Here is a 16313-nt window from a genome sequence, read left to right on the forward strand (position 1 = left end):
GTCGGGCGCCGTTGGCGTTCCCGGCGGTCAGGCCCGCTGCAGGCTGACCGACAGGCCGAGGTCCTCGTCGCGCACCTCGTCGGCCGCTCCGGCCTCAAACGACACCGCGAGCACCTCCTCGGCGATGCTGGCACCGTGCTGGCGCAGGGCCTCGGCGGTCTCGCCCTCGGCGGCCCACGTCAGGGTGATCCGGTCGGTGATCTCCAGGCCGGCGGACTTGCGGGCCTCCTGGATCACGCGGACCGCCTCGCGGGCCAGCCCGGCCAGGCGCAGCTCGTCGTCGATCGCCAGGTCCAGGGCGACGGTCTCGCCCTGCTCGTTGACGACGGACCAGCCCTCACGCGGACGCTCGGTGATGATGACGTCGTCGGCCTCGACCTGCCACGACGCGCCGTCGGCGCCCGTGACGGTGGCGGAGCCGGACTCCAGCGCGGCGGCCAGCTCGCCCGCGTCCGCCGCGGCGATCGCCTGGGCCACCACGGGGGTCTGCTTGCCGTGACGCTTGCCGAGCTGGCGGAAGTTCGCCTTGGCCGAGAACTCGACCAGATCGGCGCCGGCGTCGGCCAGGGAGCCGAGCTCGAGGATGTTCAGCTCCTCGCAGACCTGCTCGCGCAGCTCCGGGCCGAGGTGCTCGAAGTGCGCCGAGCCGATGAGGGCGCGGCGCAGCGGCTGCCGGGTGCGCACCTTCGCCTCGGCCCGCGCGGCGCGACCGAGCTCGGTGACGCGACGGGCCAGGGAGACGCGCCCGGCCAGGCCGTCGACGACGAGCGACTCGTCGACCTGCGGCCAGGAGGCGAGGTGGACCGACGGTGCGGCGCCGGGGGTGACCGGGACGATGACGTCCTGCCACACCCGCTCGGTGACGAACGGCACCAGCGGAGCCATCAGGCGGGTCAGGACGTCCAGCACCTCGTGCAGGGTCGCCAGGGCGGCTGCGTCGCCGCGCCAGAAGCGCTTGCGCGAGCGGCGCACGTACCAGTTGGACATCTCGTCGACGAAGGTCGCCAGCAGGGCGCCGGCTCGCTGGGTGTCGAAGTCCTCGAGCGACGCGGTGACGTCGCGGACGAGGTCCTGCGTCTGCGACAGCAGCCAGCGGTCCAGCACACCGCGCTCGGCGACCGGGGGAGCGGCGCCGTCGGCCGGGCTCCATCCCTCGGCCCGGGCGTACAGGACGTGGAACGCCACGGTGTTCCAGTAGGTCAGGAGCACCTTGCGGACGATCTCGGTCAGGGCGTTGTGCCCGATCCGGCGGGCCGACCACGGCGAGCCGGAGGCAGCCATGAACCAGCGCAGTGCGTCGGCGCCGTGCTCGTCCATGAGCGGCATGGGCAGCAGGATGTTGCCCAGGTGCTTGCTCATCTTGCGGCCGTCCTCGGCCAGGATGTGACCCAGGCACACGACGTTCTCGTAGCTGGAGCGGTCGAACACCAGAGTGCCGACGGCCATGAGGGAGTAGAACCAGCCGCGGGTCTGGTCGATGGCCTCACAGATGTACTGCGCGGGGTAGGCCTGCTCGAACTTCTCCTTCGAGCCCTCGACGTGGGGGTAGCCCCACTGGGCGAACGGCATGGAGCCGGAGTCGAACCACGCGTCGATGACCTCGGGGACGCGGCGGTAGGTGCCGGGCTCGCCGTCGATCGTGAAGGTGACGTCGTCGATGTACGGGCGGTGCGGGTCCAGGTTCGACTGGTCCGTGCCGGTCAGCTCGGACAGGTGCGCCAGCGACTCGACGCACACGACCTTGCTCGGGTCGGCGTCGTTGCGCCAGATCGGCAGGGGAGTGCCCCAGAACCGGTTGCGCGACAGCGACCAGTCGATGTTGTTCTCGAGCCAGTCGCCGTAGCGGCCGTGCTTGATGGTCTCGGGGTACCAGTTCGTCTGCTCGTTCTGGGCGAGCAGCTCGTCCTTGCGCGCCGTGGTGCGGATGTACCAGGCCGGCAGGGCGAAGTACATCAGCGGCGTGTGGCAGCGCCAGCAGTGCGGGTAGCTGTGCTCGTAGTCGAGCTTGCGGAACAGCAGCCCGCGCGCGTCGAGGTCGGCGACCAGCGTCGGGTCGGCCTCCTTGAAGAACGCTCCGCCGACCAGGTCGACATCGGCCTCGAAGTGGCCGTCGGGCGTGATCGGGTTGACGACGGGCAGGCCGTAGGCCTTGCAGACCGCCATGTCATCGGCGCCGAAGGCGGGGGACTGGTGCACCAGGCCCGTGCCGTCGTCGGTCGTGACGTAGTCGCCCAGCACGACGAAGTGCGCGTCGGGGATCTCGACCAGGTCGAACGGTCGGCGGTAGGTCCAGCGCTCCATGTCGCGGCCGGTGATCGTCTCGGTGACGTCCCAGCCCTCGCCCAGGGCGCTGCCGACCAGCGGCTCGGCGACGACGACGCGGTCGGAGCCGTCGGTCGCGACGACGTACGTGACGTCGGGGTGGACGGCGACCGCGGTGTTCGAGACCAGCGTCCACGGCGTGGTGGTCCACACCAGCAGGTCGGTGCCCGCCCAGGGGCCGGACGTCAGCGGGAAGCGGACGTAGACCGACGGATCCACGACGGTCTCGTAGCCCTGGGCCAGCTCGTGGTCCGAGAGGGTCGTGCCACAGCGCGGGCAGTACGGGGCGACCCGGTAGTCCTCGACCAGCAGGCCCTTGCCGTGGATCTGCGACAGCGCCCACCAGACGCTCTCGACGTAGGAGGCGTCCATCGTGCGATAGGGGTGGGCCATGTCGGTCCAGTAGCCCATGCGCGCGGTCATGTCCTCGAAGACGTCGACGTTGCGCAGCACCGACTCGCGGCACTTGGCGTTGAACTCGGCGATGCCGTAGGCCTCGATGTCGGGCTTGCCGTTGAAGCCCAGCTCCTTCTCGACCGCGATCTCGACGGGCAGGCCGTGGCAGTCCCAGCCGGCCTTGCGGTCGACGTGGTAGCCCTGCATCGTCTTGAAGCGCGGGAAGACGTCCTTGAAGACCCGCGCTTCGACATGGTGGGTGCCGGGGACGCCGTTGGCGGTGGGCGGTCCCTCGTAGAAGGTCCAGCGCGGAGCGTCGGCGGGGGTGTCGAGGCTGGCCGCGAACGTGCCCTGCTCGGCCCAGAGATCGAGGATCTCGCGCTCCATCGCCGGAAGGTCGACATGGGCGGGTACCGGGCGGTAGCGCAGCGGTTCTCCGGCGGTGCCGGAGAGGGCGGTCGCAGGCTGCGCTGCGGGGGCGTTCGGGGTGTCCTGACTCACCCGGTCGATTCTACGGTGAGCCGACTTGCACCGGCTTCGTGGTCGGTTTAGTGTCCCGGGCATGCCCAAGACCACGCTGGCCGTCCGCTCGGACGAGACGCCCTGGACCACCGCCGAGGCCACGGCCGTGCGCGAGGAACTCACCGAGGATCTCGCTCGTTTGAAGTCCGAACTCGTCGATTCCGCCCGGGATCTGCAGGACATCCTGGCCGGTGGCGTCGACGGCGCGGGCAACGATCAGGCCGACGTCGGATCGAACAGCCTCGAGCGTGACGCCGAGCTCTCGCTCGCCGCGAACCAGCGCGAGCTGCTGCTCCAGACGGAGAAGGCCCTCTCGCGTCTCGACGACGGCACGTACGGCGTGTGCGAGCTGTGCGGCGAGCCCATCGGCAAGCTGCGTCTCATGGCCTTCCCCCGCGCGACGTTGTGCATGGACTGCAAGCGCCGCGAGGAGCGTCGCTGAGCACCGTGGCCTCCTCTGCGGACCCGGCGGCCGCGCCCGTCGGCCGGAGCCGGGTCGCCCTGTTCTCGATCGTCGCCGTCGTCGTCGTCGCGCTGGACCAGCTCACCAAGTGGTGGGCGGTCGAGCGGCTCGACGGCCATGACCCGATCCCCGTGGTCGGCGACCTGCTGACCTTCCGATTCGTGCTCAATCCCGGCGCCGCGCTCGGCACCGGCGCGGGCTACACGATCGTGCTGAGCGCGATCGCCATCGCGGTGACGATCACCCTCATCGTCATCGCCCCCCGGCTGCGCGACACCTGGTGGGCGGTGGGGCTGGGGCTGTTCCTGGGTGGAGCGGTCGGTAACCTGATGGATCGGCTGTTCCGTGAGCCCGCGTTCCTGCGTGGTCACGTGGTGGACTTCATCGACTACGCGGGATTCTTCGTGGGGAACGTGGCCGACATCGCCCTGACCGTGGCGGCGATCGTCATCATCTGGCGCTCGTGGCGTGGTCACCGCTTCGACGGAACGAGAGAGCCTACGTGACCCACGACGACCCGACCGAGCAGCGCAGCGTGTACATCCCCGAGGGGCTGGCGGGCGAGCGGGTCGACGTCGCCCTGGCTCGGCTGTTCGGGGTGTCCCGCACGCGGGCCGGCGACCTGGTCGCCGACGGACTGGTGCTGCTCGACGGCGCCCAGCCGATCAAGTCCGAGCGCGTCGAGGCCGGCGCTCTGCTCGAGGCCACGATCCCCGCGCCGCGCCGCGCCGTCGTCGTGCCGAGCGCGGTCGACGGGATGAGCATCGTCCACGAGGACGACGACATCGTCGTGGTCGACAAGCCCGTGGGCGTCGCCGCCCACCCCGGCATCGGCTGGGACGGGCCCACCGTCTCGGGCCACCTCGCCGGTGTCGGCGTGCGGATCTCGACCAGTGGCGCCCCCGAGCGCCAGGGCATCGTGCAGCGACTCGACGTCGGCACGAGCGGCCTGATGGTCATCGCCAAGTCCGAGCGCGCGTACACGATCCTCAAGCAGGCGTTCCGCGACCGCACGGTCGACAAGACCTACCACGCGCTGGTCCAGGGTCATCCCGATCCCCACACCGGCACGATCGACGCGCCGATCGCGCGCCACCCCAAGCACGACTTCAAGTTCACGGTGCGCGCCGACGGCCGCCCGAGCATCACCCACTACGACACGCTCGAGGCGCACCGGTACGCGTCGCTGCTCGACATCAAGCTCGAGACCGGCCGCACCCACCAGATCCGCGTGCACATGGCCGCGATCAAGCACCCGTGCGTCGGCGACCCGCTCTACGGCGCCGACCCGGTGCTGGCCAAGCGCGTCGGCCTCGAGCGCCAGTGGCTGCACGCCGTCCGGCTGGGCTTCATCCACCCGGGCACCGGCGAGCCGGTCGAGTACGAGAGCCCGTACCCGGCCGACCTGCAGCACGCGCTCGACCTCATCCGCGACCTGGACTGAGCCGAGCCGCTCCGCGACACCCGGTGCGGAGCCGAGGCGCCGGACGCGTCCGGCACAATGGGCCCATGAGCCATGTCGTGCGCCAGTCGGAGAAGTTGAGGGATGTCCTGTACGACATCCGCGGCCCCGTCAGCGCGCGAGCTGCCCAGCTGGAGGCCGAGGGTCACCGGATCCTCAAGCTGAACATCGGCAACCCCCAGCCGTTCGGCTTCGATGCGCCCGCCGAGATCCTGCAGGACGTGATCGCCGGGCTGCCGACGTCGCAGGGGTACTCCGACTCCCGCGGCATCCAGTCCGCGCGCCGCGCCGTGGTGCACCACTACCAGCTGCAGGAGGGCTTCCCCGCCCTCGACATCGACGACGTGTGGCTCGGCAACGGCGTCAGCGAGCTGATCCAGGTCGCGTTGCAGGCCCTGCTGGACAACGGCGACGAGGTGCTGATCCCCGCGCCGGACTACCCGCTGTGGACCGCGGTCACGAACCTCGCCGGCGGCCGTCCCGTGCACTACCTGTGCGACGAGGCCAACGACTGGAACCCCGACCTGGCGGACCTCGAGTCCAAGATCACCGACCGGACCAAGGTCATCGTGGTCATCAACCCGAACAACCCCACGGGCGCGGTCTACAGCCGCGAGACGCTGACGGCGATCGCGGACCTGGCCCGCAAGCACGACCTGGTCCTGATGTCGGACGAGATCTACGACAAGATCCTCTACGACGACGCGGTCCACATCCCGATGGCCAGCGTGGCCCCGGACGTCCTGACCCTGACCTTCAACGGCCTGTCCAAGGCCTACCGGGTCTGCGGCTATCGCGCCGGCTGGGTCGTCGTGACCGGTCCGCTGGAGCGGGCCCAGGACTACCTCGAGGGCATCACCTTGCTGGCCTCGATGCGGCTGTGCCCCAACGTGCCGGCCCAGAACGCCATCCAGGTGGCGCTCGGCGGCTACCAGTCGATCAAGGAGCTGATCCTGCCCGGCGGGCGCCTGCTCGAGCAGCGCGACACGGCGGTCAATGAACTGCGCAAGATCCCCGGCGTCAGCGTCGTCGCGCCGCGGGGCGCCCTGTACGCGTTCCCGCGCCTGGATCCCGAGGTCTACCCGATCAAGGACGACCAGCAGCTCGTGCTGGACCTGCTGATGAGCGAGAAGATCCTGCTGACGCAGGGCACGGGCTTCAACTGGCCCGATCCCGACCACCTGCGCATCGTCACCCTGCCGTGGTCGCGCGACCTGGCCGAGGCGATCCAGCGGATGGGCAACTTCCTCAGCAGCTACCGCCAGGCCTGAGGTCGGTCAGCGTCCCCGCATCCGGTCGAGCCAGCCGCGGCGGGGCGCGTCCGGGGCGGGCGCGTCCGGGACCTCGACGGCGACCGGTGGCGGTGCGGCCTGGTCGGCGAAGTCCCGCTTGCGCCAGGTGTGTTTGAACGCCGGGTCGGGCGTGCTCCAGCCCGGGCCGTAGATCGTCTCCAGGTAGGTGACCGGATCGGCGGGCAGGGGACACGAGATCCCCAGCAACTCGCCCCGGCTGATCGGGAACATGCTCGATCGGGCCAGGGCGCCGCGGGTCCCGGGGTACCAGGAGACGCGATCGCCCTCGAACAGGCCGGAGAAGACGTCGATGTGCTTGCCGCCGGGCCGCGCGACGTGCCGGTGGCCGAAGAAGTCGCCCTTGACGACGAAGCCGCGGGCCCGGAGGAACTCCTCGACGCGGGCGTGTGCCTCGGGCAGGGTGGCGGCCTCGTCAGGCTCGAAGGCGATGATCAGGTCGAGGTCGTCGTCGTGGGGGATCAGGTCGCCGTCGCGGACCACCGCCAGAGCGGCCCCGTACCCGAAGCAGACGTTCGGCGTCAGGTCACGCAGGGCGTCGGCGACCGACACGGCGAACTCGATGTAGTCCAGCTTCTCGGACTCGGACCAGAACCGGAACGAGCGCAGCGGACCATGGGCCGTCCACTCCAGCGAGCGCTCGCGCAGCAGTTCGTCGTTCACCGCGGCCACGTACGCGCGACGGCCGTCGTCGGACAGTGTCCGCTTGAGCTCCTTCACGGCCGCACGCGCCTCGCCGTAACGGCCGGTCAGCGTCTGGGTCAGGGGACCTGCCAGCCGGGCGTACTCGTCGCGGGCCTCGGCGGGCACGGCGGCGACCGACTCGTCCACGAACGCCCCGACCTGCGCGGCGCGCTGGTCGGCCTCGTGAACGGTCACGAGAGGCTCGCCGGGTGACCCGATCTGGACGCGGATGGCGCGGTTGAGCACGACGGCTCGTCCGGGGAGTCCACGCAGTCGCACTCCGGTGATCTCGACCGGGGGCTCGAAGGTCAGCTCGACCCACGGCTGTTGCTCGGCCTGGGTGTGGACGGCGATGCCGCTGGGATGCTCGGCGTCGAGCAGCCGGACCGGTTCGAACGCGGCGCGCGTGTCACCGTGCCAGCTGCTGGCCGTGACGGTGCTGCGGGCCACGAGCTGCTCGGTCGAGAGTCCCTCGGTCGTCGTGACTCCCACGGACTGCAGCTGCAGGGCCACGTGGGCGCCGACGTCGACCCGGACGCGGTCGACGGTCGTGGGGGCGACGTCCACCCGCAGCTCGCCACCGGGGGACAGGAAGTCCAGATCGGGGAACCGCTCACGCGCCTGACGGATCGTGCCGCGCAGTGCCTGCTCGAGCCCCGACACGCTCAGCGCCTCACGAACAGCGCCCGGGCCACGTAGGCGTCATCCTGCTTGTACTTCGCGAAGCCGAAGCCCTCGACCGCGTAGGTCACCTCGAAGCCGTGCAGCACGGCCTTGGCGTTGAAGGACGAGGGGTTGACGAAGCGCCGGTAGTGGGCGCCGGTCACCTTCGCGCCACTGGAGTCGCGCACCGTCCGGTACTCGACGGCGAGTCGGTCGCCCGGGGACGTCAGCCGAGCCGCGAGGTCGAGGAAGGCGGTCTCCTCCTCGTCGGTGATCGCGTGCACGAAGAACCGGGCGTACACGAGCGTGTTGCCCGCCTCGACCCGCAGTTGGGACGCGAGGTCGGGCTGGTCGATCGTGGCGGCGACGAAGGTCGCCCCCTCGCCCAGCGTCGCGGCCAGGGCCGAGCACGCGTCCACGGCCGCCTTGGATCCGTCGACGCCGGTGACGTCGTGTCCGTGGGACGAGAAGAACAGCGAGTCCCGCCCGGCGCCACTGCCGAACTCGAGGATGCGGGTCGGTCCCTCGAGCTCGCCGGCCACGAAGGTCGCGAACTGCGACGGCAGCGGGCGCCGCGCCGTGCGGGTGCTGGCGTAGTAGGCGTTCCAGTACGACTCGCGCTCGGCATCGGACTCGTGCGAGACGGTGGGGTCGGTCATGTGCTCTCCGAGGGTACGGGCCGCGGGCCGGCCGGTGGATGGTCGACAGAATACGCGCCCGGCCGGCCGATGCGGTGGCGGCGCCCGGGGTCAATCTGCGGCGCGGAACGTCCGGCGGATCTCGCGGGCGCCGCGCTCGTCGAGCTCGCGCAACTGGGTCGCGATCTCGGAGCTGGTCCGGTGCGCGTGGGCGAGGTCCTCGCGGATCTGCTCGAAGTGGTTCTTCCACGTGCGCTGGAAGCCGTTCATGCTGCCCACGCGCTCGTCCTCGGGTGTCATGCGGCCCTCGCGGATCGACAGCCGGATGCCGGGCAGTCGCTCGCTCAGCTGCGCGATGGCGCGCGCGCACTCCTGGATCTGCTCGCCCACCGAGGCGATGTCGTCCGGCCGTGACAGCCGCATCGGATCGGGGGCCTGCTCGCCTCCCGAGACGATCGCCGCGGCGATGGCCTTCTCGTGGCGGGGGAGCTGCTCGATCACCTGCTGGTCGAGCCGGTGGACGGGGCGCAGCGCCTCGACGAGCTCCTCGAAGGCGGCGTGGACGCTCTGGCGGTAACGCTCGGCGGCCTGCTCGGCCTTGCCGTTCATGATGGCCACGGCGCCGTGCCGGTCGGTGAACTCCAGTCCGGTCAGGCGACGCAGGGGCCCTTCGAACTGGTCCAGGACCTGCTGGTCCATCGCGCGGATGAGCTGGCGGGCCTCGGTGGGGGGATCGATCTCGCGGTCGTCGTGGTGACCGCCCGCGCGGAACTCACGATCGAGGTGGGCGGGGCCCCGCTCCATCTGCTCGCCCTTCGCGGCGCGCTCGCGCTCGGCCTGCTCGGCCCGTTCGCGTTCGGCGCGACGCTCGGCCCGTTCGCGCTCGGCCCGCTCGGCGGCCTGGTTGAGCGAGTCGATCTCGGTGCGCAGCTCCTGGCGCGCCAGCCGCCAGCGCCGGCGGGTGTCCTCCAGTGCCACCTGCGCATCGGTGAGCAGGTCACCTTGTCGGCGGACCAGCTCGGACAGCTCGGTCAGCTGGTCGGCATCGGCCTCGAGCACCCGGCCCAGCTGGCCGGCGACCCGCGACATGGCACGAACCGTCGGTCCGCGGGTCTCCTTCGGCGCGTCCGCCTGGCGCAGTCGTTGGGCCAGGTCCTTGACCTCGGCGACGAGGTCCTGGAGGCGCTCGGCGCCCTGGTGCAGCCGGTCGGGATCACCCGGCAACGCGATCGCGTCGGGATGGAATCTGGTCACCATCTGCAGCTCCGCGGTCATGCTTCTCCCCCCGAGATCTGGATTTTGCTGGCACATTCCTACCACCGATCGCGACGTTTCGACCTTCGTAGGGGTGATTTCTGTCGGCGGTGTGTCCCATGATCGAAGGATGAGCGACATGATCCGCGCGACCGGACTGGTCAAGCGCTACGGCGACGTCGAGGCCCTGGGGGGACTCGACCTGGCGGTGCCCGAGGGCACCGTCCTGGGTCTGCTCGGGCCGAACGGTGCGGGCAAGACCACTGCGGTCCGCATCCTGACCACCTTGTTGACCCCCGACGAGGGGCAGGCCACGGTGGCCGGCGTCGACGTGGCGGCCGACCCCGACGGGGTGCGACGGCAGATCGGTCTGTCGGGTCAGTACGCGGCCGTCGACGAGTACCTGACCGGCTACGAGAACCTCGAGATGGTCGGGCGACTCTATGGGATGAAGGCGAAGGCCGCCGGGGCCCGCGCCCGCGACCTGCTCCGGCGCTTCGACCTGGCCGACGCGGCCGACCGTCCCTCCAAGACCTATTCCGGGGGCATGCGACGGCGGCTGGATCTCGCCGGCGCCCTCGTGGCCGAGCCGCCGGTGATCGTGCTGGACGAGCCCACCACGGGCCTCGACCCGCACGGTCGTCAGCAGATGTGGGAGGTCATCTCCGACCTCGTCGACTCCGGCGCGACGGTCCTGCTGACGACGCAGTACCTCGAGGAGGCCGACTTGCTGGCGGACAACATCATCGTGATCGACCGTGGCCGCGCGATCGCCGAGGGCACGGCCGACCAGCTCAAGTCACAGGTCGGCGGTGACCGCATCGAGGTGGTCCTGCAGGATCCGGCCCACGCGCCTCGGGTCCGCGAGTTCCTGGCCGAGGTCGCCAAGGGCGAGGTCTCGGTCCGCGATCGCGCCCTCTCGGTCGCGGTCAGCGGATCGGGCGCCGACGACCTCATGCAGGTGCTCGGCAACATCCGGGCCGGCGGGATCGACGTGCTCGACATCGGGCTGCGCCGCCCGACCCTCGACGACGTGTTCCTGTCCCTGACCGGCCACGAGGCCGAGGACGGAACGACCGAACAGGAGCAGGTCCGATGAGCACGATCACGCAGCAACGCCGACCGTTCCGCGCGCTCACCGACGGGTGGGTCTGCGCGCGGCGGAACCTCATCAAGATCAAGCGCGTCCCCGAGATCATGGTCTTCGTCCTGATCTCGCCGATCATGTTCGTCCTGCTGTTCGCGTACGTCTTCGGCGGCGCGATCGACGCAGGTCCCGGACTGGACTACAAGGAGTTCCTGATCGGCGGGATCTTCGCCCAGACCGTCGTGTTCGGCGCCACCTTCTCGGGAGCGGCGATGGCCGAGGACATGCAGAAGGGCTTCATCGACCGGTTCCGGTCGTTGCCGATGGCGCGCTCGGCGGTGCTGGTCGGGCGTACGGGCGCCGACGTCGTCTACAACGTGCTCTCGCTCATCATCATGGCGCTCACGGGCCTGCTGGTGGGCTGGCGGGCGCACCACGGGATCCTCAAGCTGCTGGGCGCCTTCGCGCTGCTGCTCGTCTTCGCCTACGCCGTCAGCTGGATCATGGCCTGGGTCGGCCTCATCGTGCCGAGCGTCGACGTCATCAACAACGCGTCGTTCATCGTCATCATGCCGTTGACCTTCGTCTCGAACGCGTTCGTGCCGACCGAGTCCTTCCCGAAGTTCCTGCAGCCGTTCGTCGAGTGGAACCCCGTCTCGGCGGTGACCCAGGCGGTGCGCGAGCTGTTCGGCAACGTGCCCGACGGTGTGCCGGTTCCCGACGTGTGGAGCCTGCAGCACCCGGTGATCTACACGCTGATGTGGGTCGTCGCCATCGTGGCGGTCTTCGTGCCGCTGTCGGTGCGGGCCTACGAGAGGGCGACCACCAAGTAGCACCCGAGGGAGGGGCTCCGGCTCGGGCGTGCCCCCGCGATCGTCGCGGGTCGCTCACGTAGTCTGGAGTCCTTCCCCGATCCCTCGGCCGTCCGGCAGCTCTGGCGGCCCGACCACCTGTCCCCGGACCGGGATTGACGATGTAGCGGAGGCCGACGGCGACCATGGCGAGTGATTCGAGCTTCGTGCACCTGCACGTCCACACGGAGTACTCGATGCTCGATGGACACTCGTTGCTCGGAGGGCTCTTCGAGCGCACCGCCGAGCAGCAGATGCCGGCCATCGCGATGACCGACCACGGCAACGTGCACGGCGCGTACGACTTCTGGAAGACGGCCAAGAAGCACGGGGTCAAGCCGATCATCGGCCTCGAGGCCTACCTGACGCCCGGCACCCACCGCACCGAGAAGAAGCGCGTGCGCTGGGGCCGCGGCAACGCCGCCGAGGAGGGCGGCGACGACGTCGCGGGCGGTGGCGCGTACACCCACATGACGATGTGGGCGTCGTCCACCGAGGGGATGCACAACCTCTTCCGGCTGTCGTCGCTGTCGAGCCTCGAGGGCTATTACTACAAGCCGCGCGCCGACCGCGAGCTGCTCGAGAAGTACTCGACCGGGCTCATCGCCACCACCGGCTGCCCGTCCGGTGCCGTCCAGACCCGGCTGCGGCTGGGCCAGTACGAGGAGGCCCGTCGTGAGGCCGCCGAGCTGCAGGAGATCTTCGGCAAGGAGAACCTGTTCCTCGAGCTCATGGACCACGACATCTCGGTCGAGCGCCGGGTCCGCGAGGACCTGCTGCGCCTGGGCCGCGAGCTGGGCATCCCGCCGGTGGCCACGAACGACTCCCACTACACGCACCCGCAGGACGCCGCGGCGCACGACGCGCTGATCTGTGTCGCCTCGGGCAAGCGCATCAGCGACGAGAAGCGGCTGCGCTTCGACGGCGGCGGCTACTACATCAAGTCCGCGGCCGAGATGCGCTCGCTGTGGGAGGACAAGCACGGGATGAAGGAGGCGTGCGACAACACGCTGCTCATCGCCGAGCGCTGCGAGGTCGAGTTCACCGAGTCCACGGGCGGCTACATGGCCCGGGCCGACATCCCCGCGGGCGAGACCGAGGAGTCCTGGTTCCGCCAGGAGGTCTGGCGCGGCATCGAGTCGCGCTACGGCGCCGACTTCGGCGACGACGTGCGCGCCCGCACCGAGATGGAGCTCGACATCATCGCCCAGAAGGGCTACTGCGGGTACTACCTCGTGGTCGCCGACTTCATCGGCTGGTCCAAGGGCAACGGCATCCGGGTCGGCCCGGGCCGTGGCTCGGGCGCCGGCTCGATCGCCGCGTACGCGCTGCGGATCACCGACCTGTGCCCGCTGAAGAACGGCCTGATCTTCGAGCGCTTCCTCAACCCCGAGCGCCCCTCGATGCCCGACTTCGACATCGACTTCGACGAGCGTCGCCGCGGCGAGGTCATCCAGTACGTCAGCCAGAAGTACGGCACCGACAAGGTCGCCCAGATCGCCACGTTCGGCCGGCTCAAGTCCAAGGCCGCGATCAAGGACGCCAGCCGCATCCTGGACTACCCGTTCGCGATGGGCGACAAGATCACCAAGGCGATGCCCGCCGACGTCATGGGCAAGGGCGTCAAGCTGGCCGAGATCTTCGACGAGTCGCACCCGCGCTACAACGACGGCAAGGACTTCCGCGACCTGCACTCGCAGGACCCCGACGTGCGCAAGGTCTACGACATCGCGCTGGGCCTCGAGGGCCAGATCCGCAACTGGGGCGTCCACGCCGCCGGCGTGATCATGAGCAGCGACCCGCTGCTGGACATCGTGCCGATCATGAAGCGCGAGGCCGACGGCTCGGTCATCACCCAGTTCGACTACCCCATGTGCGAGTCGCTGGGCCTGGTCAAGATGGACTTCCTGGGCCTGCGCAACCTCACGGTCCTCAACGACGCGATCGAGAACATCAAGGCCAACCGCGGCATCGACCTGGTGCTGGAGGACCTGGCGTTCGACGACCCCGAGGCGTACGCGCTGCTGTGCCGTGGCGACACGTTGGGCGTCTTCCAGCTCGACTCGCCGCCGATCCGCCAGCTGCTCAAGCAGATGCAGCCCGACAACTTCGAGGACATCAGCGCCGTCATCGCGCTCTACCGTCCCGGACCGATGGGCGCCGACAGCCACACGAACTACGCCAAGCGCAAGAACGGTCGCCAGGAGATCGACTACATCCATCCTGAGTTGACCGAGGCGCTCAAGCCGATCCTGGGCACGACCTACGGGCTGATCGTGTACCAGGAGCAGGTCATGGAGATCGCCCAGGTGCTGGCCGGCTACTCGCTCGGACAGGCCGACAACCTGCGTCGCGCGATGGGCAAGAAGAAGCGCGAGGTCCTGCAGCAGGAGTTCGTCGGCTTCGAGGCCGGCATGATCGAGCGCGGCTTCTCCAAGGACGCGGTCAAGACGCTGTGGGAGATCCTCGTCCCGTTCGCCGACTACGCCTTCAACAAGGCGCACTCGGCGTCGTACGGCGTCATCAGCTACTGGACCGCCTACCTCAAGGCGCGCTACCCGGCCGAGTACATGGCGGCGCTGCTCACCAGCGTCAAGGACGACAAGGACAAGTCCGCGCTGTACCTGGCCGAGTGCCGCCGCCTGGGCATCAAGGTGCTGCCCCCCGACGTCAACGACTCGGTCGCGAACTTCGCCTCGGTCGGTCCCGACATCCGCTTCGGGCTCACGGCCGTGCGCAACGTCGGCGCCAACGTCGTGGCCGGCATCGTCGAGGCACGCGAGACCAAGAGCGCCTTCACCGACTTCGCCGACTTCCTCGACAAGGTCCCGACCCAGGTGTGCAACAAGCGCGTCCTGGACTCGCTGATCAAGGCCGGTGCGTTCGACTCGCTCGGCCACGGCCGGCGCGCGCTCGCGTCGATCGCCGAGGAGGCGGTCGACCAGTACATCGACATCAAGCGCAATGCCGCGATCGGTCAGGACTCGCTCTTCGGTGCGTTCGAGGAGGAGTTCGACGGCCTGGGCATCACGGTCCCGGACATCGCCGACTGGGAGAAGACCCAGAAGCTCGCCTTCGAGCGCGACATGCTGGGCCTGTACGTGTCCGACCACCCGCTGGGCGGCCTCGAGCACGTCCTGGCCGCCAACTCCGACACCTCGATCGGCACGCTGCTCGACGGCGACCGGCCCGACGGCGACGTCCTGAAGCTCTGCGGCCTCGTCACCAACGTCCAGCGCCGGATGAGCAAGAAGGGCGACACCTGGGCCACGATCACGCTCGAGGACCTCGAGGGATCGGTCGACATCGCCGTCTTCCCGGCCGCCTACAACCTGGCCGCCTCGGTCCTGACGCAGGACTCGCTCGTGGTGGCGAAGGTGCGGGTCCGGCGCAACGACGAGGGCATGGACCTGTCGGCCAACGAGGTCACCCGTCCCGCGATCGGCGAAGGGCGCACCGACCAGCCGCTGGTCGTCAGTCTGGCCACCTCGCGTTGCACGCTCGACACGATCAACGCCTTCAAGCAGGTGCTCGCCGCCCATCCCGGCGTCACCGAGGTCCACCTGCGGCTCTCGGGCAACGGCAAGACCACCACGATGCGGCTCGACCAGGGCCTGCGGGTCTCGACCACGTCGTCCCTGTTCGCCGACCTGAAGGAACTGCTCGGTCCGGGGTGTCTCACGTGAACCGCGTCTCGTGGTCGCTGCTGGGCGTCATGGCGTCCGGGGTCCCGGCCGCCTTCGTGTGGTGGGGCCTGGGCCGTCCGTCGCAGTGGCTGGCCACCGAGCGCGGCCTGGTGCTGACCGAGGAGAACGCCACCGGGCGATTCCAGGTGGTCGCCGTCTTCACCCTCGTGGGGGTCGTGCTGGGGCTGGTGGCCGGTGTCCTGGTCCAGCGGATCACGCGGTCGGCTCAGTGGCAGACCGTCGTGGGTCTGGCGGGGGCCGCGTCGGCGGCCTCGCTGGTGTGCTGGCGCCTCGGCGTCTGGCTCGGTCCTCAGCCGGTCCGTGACGCCACGGGGCTCGAGGTGGGCGATGTCGTCCGCGACCAGTTCGCCGTCGACACGATCGTGCCGTTCCTGCTGTGGCCGCTCGCCGCGGTGTTGGGCTACACGATCACGCTGTACCTGAGCTCGGACGGCGTCGACGAGGACGACGAGCAGTCCGCCGAGGTCAGCGAGCGATCCGCGCCGTGACCGCCTGAGTGTGGGCGATCAGGTCGGCCGGAGCGACCTCGAGGTCCAGGCCCCGCCGCCCACCCGAGACGAAGACCGTCGGATGGGCCAGGGCGCTGGTGTCGACGATGGTGCGGTGCTGCTTCTTCTGGCCGAACGGGCTGATGCCGCCGAGCACGTAGCCGGTCGCCCGCTGGGCGGCGGCCGCATCGGCCAACTGGGCGCGTTTGCCGTCCAGTGCCGCGGCGGCACGCTTGAGATCCAGGCTCCCCGAGACCGGGACCACGGCCACCGCCAGCGTGCCGTCGATGTCGATCATGAGGGTCTTGAAGACGCGCGCGGGATCCAGTTTGAGCGCGTCGGCGGCCTCGAGTCCGTACGAGCGGATTCTCGGGTCGTGCTCGTAGGCATGAACCGTCACCGGCACGCCGGCGCGGTGCAGCGCCACGAGGGCCGGGGTCGCTTCACCGGAGTTCTTCTTCGCCAC

The 16313-nt window shown here is 69.9% G+C and carries 13 protein-coding genes; 8 read left to right on the forward strand and 5 right to left on the reverse strand.

Annotated elements, in window-relative coordinates:
• Positions 1-27: 27 nt before the first annotated feature.
• Positions 28-3147: an isoleucine--tRNA ligase gene (ileS, locus tag H9L21_RS06060; protein ID WP_255467503.1), complete on the reverse strand. Its 3120-nt coding sequence runs from the start codon at positions 3145-3147 to the stop codon at positions 28-30.
• Positions 3148-3280: 133 nt separating this feature from the next.
• Here ileS and H9L21_RS06065 point away from each other — a divergent pair, with 133 nt between their 5' ends.
• From H9L21_RS06065 to H9L21_RS06080, 4 genes are all read left to right on the forward strand, one after another.
• Entirely contained in the window at positions 3281-3682 is a 402-nt protein-coding gene (locus H9L21_RS06065; protein WP_154595270.1) for a TraR/DksA family transcriptional regulator, read from the forward strand.
• A gap of 5 nt (positions 3683-3687) precedes the next feature.
• Positions 3688-4209: a signal peptidase II gene (lspA, locus tag H9L21_RS06070; RefSeq protein ID WP_255467370.1), complete on the forward strand. Its 522-nt coding sequence runs from the start codon at positions 3688-3690 to the stop codon at positions 4207-4209.
• On the forward strand, positions 4206-5147 hold the full coding sequence (locus H9L21_RS06075) for an RluA family pseudouridine synthase (RefSeq protein ID WP_187411856.1): 942 nt from the start codon (positions 4206-4208) through the stop codon (positions 5145-5147). Before lspA ends, H9L21_RS06075 begins: the two co-directional genes overlap by 4 nt.
• Positions 5148-5212: 65 nt before the next feature.
• Complete coding sequence (locus H9L21_RS06080; protein ID WP_154595268.1) at positions 5213-6436, forward strand: pyridoxal phosphate-dependent aminotransferase; 1224 nt, start codon at positions 5213-5215, stop codon at positions 6434-6436.
• Positions 6437-6442: 6 nt separating this feature from the next.
• Here H9L21_RS06080 and H9L21_RS06085 read toward each other — a convergent pair whose 3' ends face one another.
• The 3 genes from H9L21_RS06085 to H9L21_RS06095 all read right to left on the reverse strand — a co-directional run bounded on the left by H9L21_RS06085 (position 6443) and on the right by H9L21_RS06095 (position 9735).
• Complete coding sequence (locus tag H9L21_RS06085) at positions 6443-7822, reverse strand: LicD family protein (protein ID WP_154595267.1); 1380 nt, start codon at positions 7820-7822, stop codon at positions 6443-6445.
• 2 nt (positions 7823-7824) lie between these two features.
• Positions 7825-8481, reverse strand: coding sequence for a class I SAM-dependent methyltransferase (locus H9L21_RS06090; protein ID WP_154595266.1), 657 nt, complete (start codon positions 8479-8481; stop codon positions 7825-7827).
• Between the two features lie 90 nt (positions 8482-8571).
• The gene (locus H9L21_RS06095; protein ID WP_154595265.1) at positions 8572-9735 is read right to left on the reverse strand and encodes a hypothetical protein; all 1164 of its coding nucleotides are present in this window, start codon (positions 9733-9735) and stop codon (positions 8572-8574) included.
• A 109-nt stretch (positions 9736-9844) separates the two neighbouring features.
• Between H9L21_RS06095 and H9L21_RS06100 the strand changes: the two genes are divergently transcribed.
• From H9L21_RS06100 to H9L21_RS06115, 4 genes are all read left to right on the forward strand, one after another.
• Positions 9845-10813 (forward strand): ATP-binding cassette domain-containing protein, encoded by a 969-nt coding sequence (locus tag H9L21_RS06100; protein WP_154595264.1) that lies wholly within the window; start codon positions 9845-9847, stop codon positions 10811-10813.
• Positions 10810-11634, forward strand: coding sequence for an ABC transporter permease (locus H9L21_RS06105; protein ID WP_154595263.1), 825 nt, complete (start codon positions 10810-10812; stop codon positions 11632-11634). Before H9L21_RS06100 ends, H9L21_RS06105 begins: the two co-directional genes overlap by 4 nt.
• Positions 11635-11798: 164 nt before the next feature.
• Positions 11799-15338, forward strand: a complete 3540-nt coding sequence (gene dnaE / locus H9L21_RS06110) for a DNA polymerase III subunit alpha (RefSeq protein WP_154595262.1) — start codon at positions 11799-11801, stop codon at positions 15336-15338.
• Complete coding sequence (locus H9L21_RS06115) at positions 15335-15847, forward strand: hypothetical protein (protein WP_154595261.1); 513 nt, start codon at positions 15335-15337, stop codon at positions 15845-15847. The genes dnaE and H9L21_RS06115 overlap by 4 nt, the downstream gene beginning before the upstream one ends.
• Here H9L21_RS06115 and ybaK read toward each other — a convergent pair.
• Positions 15825-16313, reverse strand: coding sequence for a Cys-tRNA(Pro) deacylase (gene ybaK / locus H9L21_RS06120; RefSeq protein WP_187411857.1), 489 nt, complete (start codon positions 16311-16313; stop codon positions 15825-15827). The two genes, H9L21_RS06115 and ybaK, sit on opposite strands and share 23 nt — an antisense overlap.

It is taken from the genome of Aeromicrobium senzhongii, assembly GCF_014334735.1.
In the GTDB taxonomy this organism is placed as follows: domain Bacteria; phylum Actinomycetota; class Actinomycetes; order Propionibacteriales; family Nocardioidaceae; genus Aeromicrobium; species Aeromicrobium senzhongii.